Origin of the sequence: Glycomyces sp. NPDC049804 (assembly GCF_040674615.1) — a bacterium.
In the GTDB taxonomy this organism is placed as follows: domain Bacteria; phylum Actinomycetota; class Actinomycetes; order Mycobacteriales; family Micromonosporaceae; genus Glycomyces; species Glycomyces niveus.
Map to the genome: position 1 here is coordinate 258,662 of NZ_JBFAMQ010000007.1, position 13,365 is coordinate 272,026.

Genomic DNA, 13,365 nt, shown 5'->3' on the forward strand with positions numbered 1-13,365 from the left:
GGGCGGTGCCCCAGCCGCTCCGACCGGTGACTCCACGGCGACGCTCAGGGGAGTCGCGCGGTCCCTTCCCGCAGGCTCCGCGCTGCACCCGTGTCCGGTCGACATCCACACAAGATCCCCCGTCTGTGAGGAGCGATCACACATATGTCCAACGGACAGGCCATCCGAGGCACACGCATCGGCGCCACCCCGGGCCTCCACTCGGAACGCGGCGAGCCGGTGCCCCGCCAGCACATCAAGTACTGGTGCGCCAACGGACACGAGACCGCACTGTCGTTCGCGCTCTACGTCGAGGTCCCGCAGGAATGGGACTGCACCTGCTGCGGCTGGCCCGCCGGCCCCGACCAGGACAACCCTCCGGAACGCCGCACCGCCAAGCCCTACAAGACCCATCTCACCTACGTCCGCGAGCGCCGCAGCGAGGAAGAGGCCGAAGACCTCCTCGCCGAAGCCCTCGCCGCCCGCGCCGCCGCCCGCGGCGAGCGCTCGCTGTTCTGAGAGGCGCGGTCAAACGGCGCTGAGGCACCGCGCCGCAAGGTCAGGCGGCGCACCGCCGGTACGACGAAGGGCCGGCCCGGATCGAACGATCCCGGCCGGCCCTCGCGCTTGCCCTAGAACTCCAGGTGCTTCAAGTGCGACGCCGCGTCCTTGTCGACGAGCCACCTGGTGTGGCCCACCGCCTTCACGCGACCCGCCGGCAGCTCGCCCTTCGACAGGGCCTCATCGACCGCCTCGGCCTTGCCCTCGCCCGAGGCGATGATCCACGCCGCCGTCGCGGCGTTGATCGCCGACATCGTCAGCGAGACCCGCTCCGGCGGCGGCTTGGGGGAGTTGCGAACGCCCACGACCGCGCCCTCAGCCTCCAGCGCCGGGTTCCCCGGGAACAGGGACGCCACGTGGCCGTCCTCGCCGATGCCCAAGAGCAGCAGGTCGAACGCGGGTACCTGCGGGCCCAGCTCGGCCGCGTACAGCTTCGCCGCCTCCTCAGGCGTCGCCACCGCGTCCGAGGCCGGCATCGGGTGCACCCGCGCCGGGTCCACCGGCAGGTGGTCCAGGAACGCCTCCCGCGCCTGCGTCTCGTTCCGCTCCGGGTCGCCCGACGGCAGGAAACGCTCGTCACCCCACCAGAAGTCGACCTTCGACCAGTCCACGACCGTGCGGATCGGCGAACCCAGGATGTTCTGGTACACCTTCGCCGCGATCCGCCCGCCCGTCAGCACGATCGACGCCTCGCCCCGGCGCGACTGCGCCCCTGTGCCGCTGCGCGACTGCGCGTCCGCGAGCCGGTTGAGCAGCCGCGCCGCCACCGCCTCCGCGAGCACGTCGGCGTCGTTGTGGACGATCACCGCACTCGAGCTGCTCATGCGTTCGCCCGCTCGGCCGCGTAGTGCTCCTGGAAGGTGTCGAGCACCTTCCGGTACGCGGTGTCGGGGTCGATGTGCCGCAGCTCCTCCGCGAGCAGCTGGCCCAGCGTGCGGCCCTGCAGCGTCTGGCGGCGCTTCGGCAGCCCCGCCTGGCGCAGCACGGTCGAGCCGTCCGCCGTCCGCTCGACCTCCATCGTCTCGCCCCCGGCCATCGTGAACGCCACGGAGGCGATCGCGGGCAGGTGCTCGGAGTTGCGCTCCACCTCGGTGTCGACGATCTCCGGCGCGACCCCCAGGCGCGTCTGCAGCCACGCGGCCATCAGCTGCGCCGACGGGTCGTCGTCGTCCGCCTTCACCGTGATCTTCTCGACCGCCTGGGTCACCCCGTCGAAGGCGCTGGCGATGAGCGAGCGCCACAGGCTGATGCGGGTCCAGCAGATGTCGGTGTCGCCGGCCGCGTACGACTCGGCGCGGCGGTAGAGCGACTGCACCGGGTCGGCCGCGCGGGCCGAGTAGGTGATGCGGCGGTCCGCGAAGCTGCGCAGCTCGTGCTCCAGCCCGTAGCGGACCGGGTCGAGCAGCCACCAGGTGACGACCGGGACGTCCGACGCGAGCATCGGCAGCACGATCGAGGTCAGGTGGGCGGCGGCGGGGCCGTCGAGGCGCAGGATGATCGCCTCGGCCGAGCCGAGCCGGTCGCCCACGGTCACTTCGGCGTCGATGCGCGGCTCGGCGGCGTCCACGTCGCGCGGGATCGCCATGATGAGCCGGTACGGGTGCTCCTGCGCCGCGAAGGACGCGGCCTTCTCGACCTCTTCGCGCTCGTCCTCAGTGGTGAGCGCGACCAGGTTGAGGGCGAGCCCGGAGGCGCCGCCGACCTCGTGCAGGAGCTTCGCCAGCGTCTTCATGATCTCGCCGGTGGTGGTGTCCTTCAAGTGCATTCCAGGACTCCCCTTCTAGGCCCGGCGCCAGCGGCGGCCGGACGATTGCAGCATCAGGTCGGCGCCGGACGGGCCCCAGGTGCCCGACTCGTACGGCTCGGGCTTCGTGTTGGCCCAGTACTCCTCGAGCGGGTCGACGACGGCCCAGGAGGCGTCGACCTCCTGCGCGTCGGGGAACAGGGTCTTGTCGCCCAGCAGCACGTCCAGGATGAGCCGCTCGTACGCCTCGGGGCTGGACTCGGTGAACGTCTCGCCGTAGCCGAAGCCCATCGAGATGTCGCGCAGCTCCATGCCGGTGCCCGGGACCTTCGAGCCGAACTTCACCGTGATGCCCTCGTCCGGCTGGACGCGGATGACCAGCTGGTTGTGGCCCAGGGTCTTGGTGTCGTAGTCGGCGAAGGGCATGTGCGGGGCCTCCTTGAAGACCACCGCGATCTCGGTGACCCGCTTGGGGAGGCGCTTGCCGGTGCGCAGGTAGAACGGCACGCCGTTCCAGCGCCGGTTCTGGATGCCCAGCTGCACCGCCGCGTAGGTCTCCGTGGTGGAGGTCGGCGGGATGTTGTCCTCCGACAGGTAGCCCTTGACCGGCTGCCCCTGGACCCAGCCGTCCGCGTACTGGCCGCGGATGGCGGTGGCCTCGAGGTCGTCGTGGAGCTTGATGGCCCGCAGGACCTTCAGCTTCTCGGTGCGGATCTCCTCGGCCTCGAACCCGTTGGGCTGCTCCATGGCCGCGATGGCCAGCAGCTGCAGCACGTGGTTCTGGAGGACGTCGCGGGCCGCGCCGTTGTCGTCGTAGAACCCGGCCCGGGAGCCGATGCCCACGTCCTCGGCCATGGTGATCTGGACGTGGTCGACGTAGTTGGAGTTCCAGATCGGCTCGAACATGGCGTTCGCGAAGCGCAGCGCGAAGATGTTCTGCACCGTCTCCTTGCCGAGGTAGTGGTCGATGCGGAACACGTCGTTGGCGGTGAAGACGTCGTCGACGAGCTTGTTCAGCTCGGCCGCCGACGTGCGGTCCTCGCCGAACGGCTTCTCGACCACGACGCGGCGCCAGCCGCCGCCGTCCTGGCGGTTGTCCGACATGCCGGTGCGCTTGAGCTGCTTGAGCACGGTCGGGAACGCCAGCGGCGGGATCGAGAAGTAGAACGCCGCGTTGCCGACGATGCCGTGCGAGATGCGCAGCTCGTCGACGGTGGCGTCGAGCTTGTCGAACGCCTCGTCGTCGTCGAACGCGCCCGGCACGAACTTGAAGTTGCCGGCCAGGCGGGCCCAGACCTCTTCGCGCCACGGGGTGCGCGCGTGGGACTTGGCGGCCTCGCGGGCCATCTCCTCGAACGTCTCGTCGCCCCAGTCGCGGCGGGCGAACCCGACGATCACGAACGACGCCGGGAGCAGGCCCCGGTTGGCGAGGTCGTAGACGGCCGGGATGAGCTTCTTCTTCGCGAGGTCGCCGGTGACGCCGAAGATCACCAGAGCGCAGGGCTCGGGGATGCGCGGCAGGCGCCGGTCGGCCGGGTCGCGGAGCGGGTTGCTGGTGTGCAGGGTGGTGCCCATCTAGCTCAGCTCCCTCACGGCGTGGAGCAGCTGGTTGACGCCGCGCTTGCGGTCGGTCAGGTGCAGGCGCACGAGCGGGCGCTCGCGCGACTCGAGGGCCTGGCGGTCCCCGGCGGCCTGCGCGGCCTGGAGCCCGGCGAACGTGTAGTCGCGGCCCGGGATGTCCAGGTCCTCGGCTGCGGCACCGGTGATCTGCAGGAACACGCCGGTCTGGCGGCCGCCCTTGTGGAACTGGCCGGTGGAGTGCAGGAACCGCGGTCCCCAGCCCCAGGTGACGGGCGCGCCCGTGCGCTCGGCCAGCTCGGCCCGGAGCTTCGCCACCTCGGCGTCGTCGATCCGGTCGAGGTAGGCCATGACCGCGATGTACGCGTCGGCGGTGTCGGCGTCGGTGATCAGCTCGCCGAGCGCGCCGGCGACGGTCCCGGCGTGCGAGCCGTAGATCTCCACCGCGCCGTCGACCGCGTGCGGGCGCTCCTCGGGCAGGCCGTCCGCCAGGATGCGGTTGGTGTTGTTCTTCGACTCCGTGACGTTGGGCTGGTTGAACGGGTCGATGCCGATCAGGTAGCCCGCGTACGCGGTCGCGAGTTCCCACGCGAGGAACTGCGCGCCCAAGGGGCCGTTGACGACCACGTCGGGCATCGCCAGCGCCGAACCGGAGGTCGGCAGGCCCGTGGAGGAGCCCCCGACGGTGGCGTACACGCGGTCGGAGCCGCGCGCGCCCGCCGCGGCGGGTCCTTCGAGGACGACCGGGAGGGTGCCCTTGCCGTCCTTGCCGAGGGACTCGGCGATGAGCTGCTCGGCCCAGTCGCCCAGACCCACCACGCCGGTGCCGTCGTCGGCGATGGTGATGGTCGGCTTGGCCGCGATGACCGCGCCGAGCACGACCGCCGGGTCGTCGTCCTCGCTGCCGATGGTGGCCGCGAAGGTCTCCGCCTGGTCGATCAGCTCGGACACGTCGGCGCCGGCGAGCGCGGTCGGGACGAGCCCGAACGCGGTGAGCGCCGAGTAGCGGCCGCCGACCGTGGCGTCGGCGAGGAACAGGTGCGAGCCCTGCTCGTTCGCGAGCGATTCGAGCGCGGAGCCGGGGTCGGTGACGAACACGAAGCGGCCCGCGTGCTCGGCGATGCCGATGGCCTCGAACGCCTTCTCGAAGGCGCGGCGCTGGGAGTCGGTCTCGACGGTGGACCCGGACTTGGAGGAGACGACGACGGCGGTGCGCCGCAGCTTGGCCTCGCCGAGCTCGGCCAGGATCTGGCCGGGGTCGGTGGTGTCGAGGATGCTGATGCCCAGGTCGAGGGTGCGGGAGATGACCTCGGGGGCGAGCGAGGAGCCGCCCATGCCCGCGAGGGCGATGTGGTCGACGCCCTGCTCGCCGAGTTCCGCGCGGAGCTTCGCGAGCGGAGCGAGGAGCTCCTTCGACTTCACGAAGGTGTCGACCCAGCCGAGCCGGATCGCGGCCTCTTCTTCGGCCTCGGGACCCCACAGGGTGGCGTCCTTGGCGGCGACCTTGGCGGGGATGCCCTCGGCCCGCAGCCGCTCGACGGCGGCGTTCACGTCGACGCCGGTCGTGACCGCAAGGCCCCCAGCGGCTTCCATCTTGCCCATCGGATCGCTCACTTCTGTTCTCCGCTCTCACTGAGCTGGGATTCGATCTGGTCCAGGAGCTGCTTCCAGCTGACGATGAACTTCTCCACGCCCTCATCCTCCAGGACCTGGACGACGTCCCCGTAGTCCACGCCGACGCGCTCGAGCTCGAGCATGACGGTCGCGGCGTCCGCGTAGGCGGGACGGATCGTGTCGGCCTCGACCTCGCCGTGGTCGGCGAAGTCCTTGAGGGTGCCCTCGGGCATCGTGTTGACGGTGCCGGGCGCGATCAGGTCCTCGACGTACATGACGTCGCGGTAGTCGGGGCTCTTGACGGAGGTGGAGGCCCACAGCGGGCGCTGCGGGACGGCCCCGGCCTCCGCGAGCGCCGCCCAGCGCGCGGACGCGAAGGCGTTCTCGAACTCCTGGTAGGCCAAGCGGGCGTTGGCGATCGCGGCCTTGCCCTTGAGGGCGAGGGCCTCGTCGGTGCCGATGCCCTCGAGCCGCTTGTCGATCTCCGAGTCCACACGGGACACGAAGAAGGACGCGACGGAGCGGATCTGCGACAGGTCGTGCCCGGCGGCCTTCGCCGACTCGAGGCCCGCCATGTAGGCGTCCATGACCTCGCGGTAGCGCTCGAGCGAGAAGATCAGGGTGACGTTGACGCTGATGCCCGCCGCGAGGGTGGCGGTGATGGCGGGGAGCCCTGCGCGGGTGGCGGGGATCTTGATCATCGTGTTCGGCCGGTCCACGGCCCACCACAGGGCCTTGGCCTCGGCGATGGTCGCCTGCGTCTCGTGGGCGAGGCGCGGGTCGACCTCGATGGACACGCGGCCGTCCTGGCCCCCGGTGGTCTCGAAGACCGGGGCCAGGACGTCCGCCGCCCAGCGGATGTCGAAGGTGGTGATGGCGCGAGCGGCCTCATCGACGCTCACTTTGCGGACCGCCAGGTCGGCGATCTGCTCGTCGTACGCGTGGCCCTTGGAAAGGGCCGCGGCGAAAATGGACGGGTTCGAGGTGACGCCCGCGACGGACGACCCGGCGATGAGGTCCTTCAGGTTGCCCGTCTCCAGGCGGTCACGCGAGATGTCGTCCAACCAGACGGCCACTCCCGCCGCCGACAGTCCGGCGAGGTTCTCGTTCGCGCTCATCGGTGTTCCTCCAGCTTTCCAGCTAGTTCTTCGACGTTGCTACTGCTGTGCCTTCTTGATGGAGGAGCGGGCGGCGTCCGCCACGGCCGCGGCGGTGATGCCGAACTCCTCGTACAACTTCTCGAACGGCGCGGAGGCACCGAAGTGTTCCAGGGAGACGCTGACTCCCGCGTCACCCACGAGGTCCCGCCAGGACAGGGCGATGCCGGCCTCGACCGAGACGCGGGCCTTGACGGCCTTGGGCAGCACCGATTCGCGGTAGTCCTCGTCCTGCTCGTCGAACCACTCGATGGACGGGACGGACACGACGCGGGCCTTGACGCCCTCGCCGGCGAGGGTCTCGGCGGCCTTGACCGCGAGCTGCACCTCGGAGCCCGAACCCATGAGGATCACGTCGGGGGTGCCCTCGGTGTCGAGCAGGGTGTACGCGCCCTTCGCGGCGCCCTCGGCCGGGGCGAACTTCGAGCGGTCGAACACCGGGATGTTCTGGCGGGTGAGCGCCAGCGCGGCCGGGCGGTCGGTCTTGCCCAGGAGGGTCTTCCAGACGACGGCGGTCTCGTTCGCGTCGCCCGGGCGGATCACGTCGAGGCCGGGGATCGCGCGCAGCGAGGCGAGGTGCTCGACCGGCTGGTGGGTCGGGCCGTCCTCGCCGAGGCCGATCGAGTCGTGCGTCCACACGTAGACCACGGGGGTCTTCATGAGGGCCGCGAGGCGGACCGCGCCGCGCATGTAGTCGGAGAACACGAGGAACGTGCCGCCGTAGGGGCGGGTCGGGCCGTGGAGCTTGATGCCGTTGAGGATCGTGCCCATCGCGAACTCGCGGATGCCGAAGTGGAGGGTGCGGCCGTACGGGTTGCCCGGGTACGCCTTGGTCTGGCGCGACAGCGGCAGGAACGACGGCTCGCCGTCCATCGTGGTGTTGTTCGAGCCGGCGAGGTCGGCCGAGCCGCCCCACAGCTCGGGCAGGACCGGCGCGAGCGCCGAGAGGACCTTTCCGGAGGCCGAGCGGGTCGCAACGCCCTTCTCGGAGGCCTCGAACACCGGGAACGCGTCCTCGAAGCCCTCGGGGAACTCGCCCGACCACAAGCGGTCGTGCAGGGCCTTGCGCTCGGGGTACTCGGCGGCCCAGTTGTTGAAGTCGGTCAGCCACGCCGAGCGCTCGGCCTGGCCGCGCTCGATCGAGCCGCGGGTGTGGGCGAGGACGTCCTCGGCCACGTAGAACGACTCGCCGGCCGGGAAGCCGAGCAGCTCCTTGGTCGCGGCGATCTCCTCGGCGCCCAGGGCGGAGCCGTGCGCGGCGTAGGAGTTCTGCTTCTTCGGGGCGGGCCAGCCGATGATGGTCTTGAGGCGGATGAGCGAGGGCTTGTCGGTGACGGCCTTGGCCTTCTCGATCGCCTCGAAGAGGGCCTTCGGGTCCTCCTCGTACTCGTCGCCGGACTTCCAGTCGACGGTCTGGACGTGCCAGCCGTAGGCCTCGTAGCGCTGGGCCACATCCTCGCCGAGGGCGATCTTGGTGTCGTCCTCGATCGAGATCTCGTTGTCGTCGTAGACGACCACGAGGTTGCCGAGCTCCTGCACACCGGCGATCGCGGAGGCCTCGTGCGTCACGCCCTCCTCGATGTCGCCGTCGGAGGCGATGACGTACACGAAGTGGTCGAACAGGCTCTCGCCCACGGCCGGCTCGGGGTCGAACAGGCCGCGCTCGCGGCGGGCGGCCATCGCCATGCCCACGGCGGTCGCCAGGCCCTGGCCGAGCGGCCCGGTGGTGGTCTCAACGCCGGCGGTGTGGCCCACCTCGGGGTGGCCCGGGGTCAGGGAGCCCCACTGGCGCAGGTTCTTCAGGTCCTCAAGCTCCAGGCCGTAGCCGTGGAGGTACAGCTGCACGTACAGCGTCAGGCTGGAGTGGCCGCACGAGAGCACGAAGCGGTCGCGGCCTTCCCAGTCGGGCTCGCTCGGGTCGTGGCGCATGACCTTCTGGAACAGGGTGTGCGCGACCGGAGCGAGGCTCATGGCGGTGCCGGGGTGGCCGTTGCCGGCCTTCTCCACCGCGTCGGCGGCGAGCAGCCGCGCCGTGTCGACCGCCTTCTGGTCGAGCTCGGTCCACTCGAACTGTGCCACTGGGATACTCCTTGATACTCGTCGTATTTGGGCCATTGACGTGTGCCTTCTGACCCTACCTACACAGGCTGAACTTTATGCGCCGTCTCTCGGAGGACGGAATTTCGCGGGTTGTGAACCCGCCCACGAGCCAGTCTCGCATCACAGAAGCCCAGGTGGGACCCCCAACCCCGGCCCAGGCCACCACCTCACGGCCCGTATGGTGGGCGGTGATGAACGAGGACCCGACCCGCGCCCTGGCCGACCGCCCCCGGCCCCAGGCCCGCAAGCGAATCGAACTGCCCGCGCCCGAGGGCGAGGCCCCGGCGAAGCCGTCCCTGCGGCAGCTCGTCGGTGCCTATGTCTCCCTGACGAAACCGCGGATCGTCGAGCTGCTCCTCATCACCACCGTCCCGGCGATGCTCGTCGCCGCCCGCATGGAGTACAACGGCCTGCCGCCGCTCAAAGCGGTCTTCGCGACCCTCATCGGCGGCGCCCTCGCCGCCGGCTCGGCGAACGCGATCAACTGCTACATCGACCGCGACATCGACCAGCTCATGGCCCGCACCTCGCGGCGCCCGCTCGCCAAGCACCAGATCCCGCCGCGCAACGCCCTGGTCTTCGGCCTCGTCATCGGCGCGATCGCGGTCCTCGGCATGGGCTTCCTCGTCAACTGGCTCGCCGCGCTCCTCACCTTCGGCGCCATCGTCTACTACGACGTCGTCTACACGATCTGGCTCAAGCGCACCACCCCGTACAACACGGTGTGGGGCGGCGCGTGCGGCGCGGCCCCCGTGCTCATCGGCTGGGCGGCCGTCACCGGCCACATGTCGTGGATGGCCTGGATCCTGTTCGCGGTCGTCTTCCTCTGGCAGCCCCCGCACTTCTACGTGCTCGCCATGAAGTTCAAGGACGACTACGCCGCCGCGGGCATCCCGATGCTCCCGGTCGTCGCCCCCGCCCGCCGCGTCGCCATCGAGTCCGTGGTCTACGGCTGGGCGATGCTCGCCGTCTCCGTCGTGCCCGTGTTCCTCCAGCCCGGCACGACCTGGCTCTACGGCATCGTCGCGGTCGTCACCGGCGGCCTGTTCGTGCTCGAGTGCCACAAGCTCCTCGGCCGCGTCAACCGCGGCGAGGACCCCAAGCCCATGCGCCTGTTCCACTGGTCCACCAGCTACTTGACGCTGCTGTTCCTCGCGCTGGCGGTCGACTCCTTCCTCATGTAGGACCTCCGTTCGCAGGCCCGGCCGCTCGGCCGGGCCTGCGGCGTCTCCAGGGCTCGCGAGGGGTGTCGTACCGCCGCTCTATGGTCGGGGGCAATGCTCCCTGACGAAGGACCCCTATGAACGACGTTGCGCCCCAAGAAGACCAGCTCGCGCTACCCGCCGCTTGGAAGGCGAAGCTGCTGCCGTGGCGCGGGAAGCGCGCCGGGAAGCCGTTCGAGCCCGCCGGCCCCGAGGTGGTCGGGCGCCAGCGCCAGAAGATCGCCGCCCGGTACGACAAAGTCCGCACCGCGCTCGCGAAGCCCGAGAACGAGCCGTACGCCGCCGACGCGGAGGCGTTCCTCGACGGCGAGGCGAACCCGCGCGGCGCGGCCGCCGTCGCGGCGCTGATCCTCGACTACGACGGCCGGCGCGCCGAGTCGCACCTGCGCCCCGAGCTCGACTTCTGGCTCCAGGAGCACGGCACGGTCTTCGCGCTCGCGGCCACCGTCGAACGCCTCGCCGTCGCGCCCGCGACGGACTACTACTACGGTGGCGGGGCCATCGCCGAGCGCGTCGTCTTCCACCACGACACCGAGCGCCCCGAGACATGCGTGCACGAACTCGCGCACGGCGGGATCGCGGCGGTGCGCTCGCTCCTCGCGTCGCTCTTGGACGACGAGTACGCCGCGGTCGTGGCCGCCGTCGCCGACCACCGGGACACCGGTGCCAAGCGCATCGCCGCCATGCTGCTCTTCCCGGGCGAGGACGCGTGGGTCATGGAGGCCTGCGCCGAGTTCGCGCAGGCCCGCCCGTACTCCTCTGACGCCGACGACCTGATCTGGCACTGCGTCAGCCGCCGCGAGCATCTGGCGGCGGGCTTCCCCGTGCTCCCGAACGACTTCCGGGAGGAATCCGCGAACGTCGCGGCCGTGATCGGCGGCCTCGGCACCGCGGCCCTGCCGGTGCTGCTCGACTCGTACGCGGCCACGCAGAACTACGACGCCGACCTCCGCAAGCTCCTGCTCCGCGCGATCGCCCTGATGCCGAGCGACGAGGCGACCTCCTTCGTCCTCGAGCACCTCGACCAGCCGAACGTGTGGGACTCCGCGGCAGAGGCCGCCGCCCGCTTCCCCGTCCGCACCCTCCGCACCGCCGCCCGCCTCGCCCCGACCGCGTCGCCCGCGCTGCGCCCCTGGCTCCACGCCGTCGCCCATCTCGTCGACGCCGATCTGCGCGTCCACCTCGACGAGGACGACCGGGCCGCACTCGCCGACCTCCTGGCCGACTCGGGGCGCCTGCCCGACGCGGACCCCGCCGACCTCCCGCCGCTCCTCGTCGCACCGCCGTGGACCGTGAAGCGGCCCAAGGCGAAACCCGTCGTCATCGAGGGCCTGGAAGCTCCCGCCGCGCACCTCGCCTGGGCGGCGGGGGAGCAGGAGGCCTGGAGCGCGACCCGCGACTACTTCTACGACCCCGACGACGCCTACTGGAACGAACTGCCCGAACCCGAACCCGACGACTGGCACTTCCTCAGCTTCCTCGCCTTCGCCGAAGTCGAGAGGGCCGAACGGCTCCTCGGCGACTGGAACGCCGCGGCGAATCCCGGCGCCACCGTCGCGCTGCAGCGGATCCTCGCCCGGTTCGGCGAGCGCGTGATCGACCAGGTGCTCGTGCTCCCCGCCTCCCAGCACGCGTGCCACGAGCTGCCCGGCCCGATCCTCAGCCGCGCCGCCGCCCGCATCGCCGCCGAACGCCTGGCCCGCTTGAAGGGCGCCCGCCCCAGCGCGGTCCGCTGGCTCGACCGGCACGGGCGCGCCGTCGCGCCCTACCTGGTGCCCGACGCCCTCGGCGCCGACAAGAAGCGCCGCTCGTACGCTGAGACCGCGCTGGTGTTCCTCGCCGGGAGGCACGGCCACGAGGCCGTAGCGGCGGGGGCCGCGACCTACGGTCCCGAAGCGGCCGAAGCGATCCGAGCCCTCCTCGACATCGACCCGCTGGAGCCGCGCGTCAAGGTCCCCAAGCCCGGCACCTGGGCGTCCCCGGCGCTCCTGCCGCAGGTGCACCTCAAGGACGGTGAGCACGCGCTGCCCGCCGCAGCGGTGACGCACCTGATCACCGTGCTGGCCTTGGGAACCCCGGACTACGCGTACCCCGGGATCGAGGTCGTCGCCGAGACCTGCGACCGCGCCTCCCTCACCCGGTTCAGTCGGGCGCTGTTCGAGCGGTGGACCGCGATCGGGTCGCCCGCGAAGGACTCGTGGGCGTTCACGCAGCTCATGCACTTCGCCGACGACGCCACCGTGTGGGACCTCGCCCCGCGCATCCGCGAATGGCCCGGCCTGAGCCAGCACAAGCGGGCCGTCACCGGCCTGGAGATCCTGGGCGCGATCGGCACCGAGGCCGCGATGCGCGCGATCCAGACCATCTCGGAGAAGGTGAAGTTCAAGGCGCTCAAGGAGGAAGCGCGCCGCCAGATCACCCGCATCGCCGAGGACCTGGGGCTCAGCCGCGAGCAGCTCGCCGACCGGCTCGTCCCCGACTTCGGGCTCGGCGAGGCGTCCGCGCTCGTCCTCGACTACGGGCCGCGCAAGTTCCTCGTCGCCTTCGACGAGCAGCTGAAGCCGTACGTCACCGACGAGGACGGCAAGCCCCGCAAGAGCCTCCCCAAGCCCGGCGCGAAGGACGACCCGGAGCTCGCCGAAGACGCCTACCAGCGCTTCACCGCCTTGAAGAAGGAGCTGCGCAACGTCGCCGCCGACCAGGTGAGCCGCCTCGAGACCGCCATGACGACCGGCCGCGACTGGTCCGTGGAGGAGTTCCAGCGGTACTTCGTCGAGCACCCGCTCACCGGTCACCTCGCCCGCCGCCTCGTCTGGCTCGCCGAGACCGACGGCGACCGCCTCGCCTTCCACATCGCCGAAGACGGCACCTTCAGCGACGGCGAGGACGACACCGCCGAGATCCCCGAGGACGCGCGCATCCGCATCGCGCACCCGGTCCTCCTCGGCGACACGGTGCGGAGCTGGGCCGAGCTCTTCGCCGACTACGAAGTGCTGCAACCGTTCGACCAGCTCGGCCGCCCCGCCCTCGCGTTCACCGACGACGAGCTCGCCACCGGCCGCCTCAAGCGCTTCGAAGGCGCCACGGTCGACGTCCGGCGCGTCCTCGGCATGACTATGCGCGGCTGGCAGCGCGCCTCGCCCGAAGACGGCGGCGTCTCGCCCGGCGTCTCCCACCCGGTGCCCGGCGGCCACATCGTCGTGACCCTCGAACCGGGCATCTGGGTCGGGGAGGTGACCGAGTCCCTCGAGCAGACCCTCGAACACGTCCGCCTCGCCAACCGCGAGCAGTACTACTGGCCCGAGCCGGAGGACCCGTCGCGCGCCTTCCCCACCGACATCGACCCGGTGACCGCCTCCGAGATCCTGGCGGCCCTCGAACGCCTCACCAGCGCGAGCTGACATCAGCG

9 protein-coding genes are annotated in these 13,365 nt (G+C 71.1%); 3 read left to right on the top strand and 6 right to left on the bottom strand.

Annotation, left to right across the window (positions count from 1 at the left end):
- The first annotated feature begins 144 nt into the window (after positions 1 to 144).
- Positions 145 to 498 (top strand): RNA polymerase-binding protein RbpA, encoded by a 354-nt coding sequence (locus AB0K52_RS14170; RefSeq protein ID WP_363531198.1) that lies wholly within the window; start codon positions 145 to 147, stop codon positions 496 to 498.
- Between the two features lie 113 nt (positions 499 to 611).
- Here the strand turns inward: AB0K52_RS14170 and pgl are convergent, their stop codons facing one another.
- Genes pgl through tkt form a run of 6 tightly spaced genes read right to left on the bottom strand, consistent with a single transcriptional unit; the run spans position 612 to position 8,748 of the window.
- Complete coding sequence (gene pgl, locus AB0K52_RS14175; RefSeq protein ID WP_363531201.1) at positions 612 to 1,364, bottom strand: 6-phosphogluconolactonase; 753 nt, start codon at positions 1,362 to 1,364, stop codon at positions 612 to 614.
- Positions 1,361 to 2,305 (bottom strand): glucose-6-phosphate dehydrogenase assembly protein OpcA, encoded by a 945-nt coding sequence (locus AB0K52_RS14180; RefSeq protein ID WP_363531204.1) that lies wholly within the window; start codon positions 2,303 to 2,305, stop codon positions 1,361 to 1,363. Before AB0K52_RS14180 ends, pgl begins: the two co-directional genes overlap by 4 nt.
- A 15-nt stretch (positions 2,306 to 2,320) precedes the next feature.
- Positions 2,321 to 3,859, bottom strand: coding sequence for a glucose-6-phosphate dehydrogenase (zwf, locus tag AB0K52_RS14185; RefSeq protein ID WP_363531207.1), 1,539 nt, complete (start codon positions 3,857 to 3,859; stop codon positions 2,321 to 2,323).
- Positions 3,860 to 5,476, bottom strand: coding sequence for a glucose-6-phosphate isomerase (locus AB0K52_RS14190; protein ID WP_363531211.1), 1,617 nt, complete (start codon positions 5,474 to 5,476; stop codon positions 3,860 to 3,862). It abuts the gene before it with no gap.
- Positions 5,473 to 6,594, bottom strand: a complete 1,122-nt coding sequence (gene tal / locus AB0K52_RS14195) for a transaldolase (RefSeq protein ID WP_363531214.1) — start codon at positions 6,592 to 6,594, stop codon at positions 5,473 to 5,475. The genes AB0K52_RS14190 and tal overlap by 4 nt, the downstream gene beginning before the upstream one ends.
- A gap of 39 nt (positions 6,595 to 6,633) precedes the next feature.
- Positions 6,634 to 8,748: a transketolase gene (gene tkt / locus AB0K52_RS14200; protein ID WP_363531217.1), complete on the bottom strand. Its 2,115-nt coding sequence runs from the start codon at positions 8,746 to 8,748 to the stop codon at positions 6,634 to 6,636.
- Between the two features lie 176 nt (positions 8,749 to 8,924).
- On the opposite strand from tkt, the gene AB0K52_RS14205 reads away from it, so the two are divergent.
- Positions 8,925 to 9,917, top strand: coding sequence for a heme o synthase (locus tag AB0K52_RS14205; protein ID WP_363531220.1), 993 nt, complete (start codon positions 8,925 to 8,927; stop codon positions 9,915 to 9,917).
- Positions 9,918 to 10,033: 116 nt separating this feature from the next.
- Complete coding sequence (locus AB0K52_RS14210; RefSeq protein ID WP_363531223.1) at positions 10,034 to 13,357, top strand: DUF4132 domain-containing protein; 3,324 nt, start codon at positions 10,034 to 10,036, stop codon at positions 13,355 to 13,357.
- Positions 13,358 to 13,365: the final 8 nt, after the last annotated feature.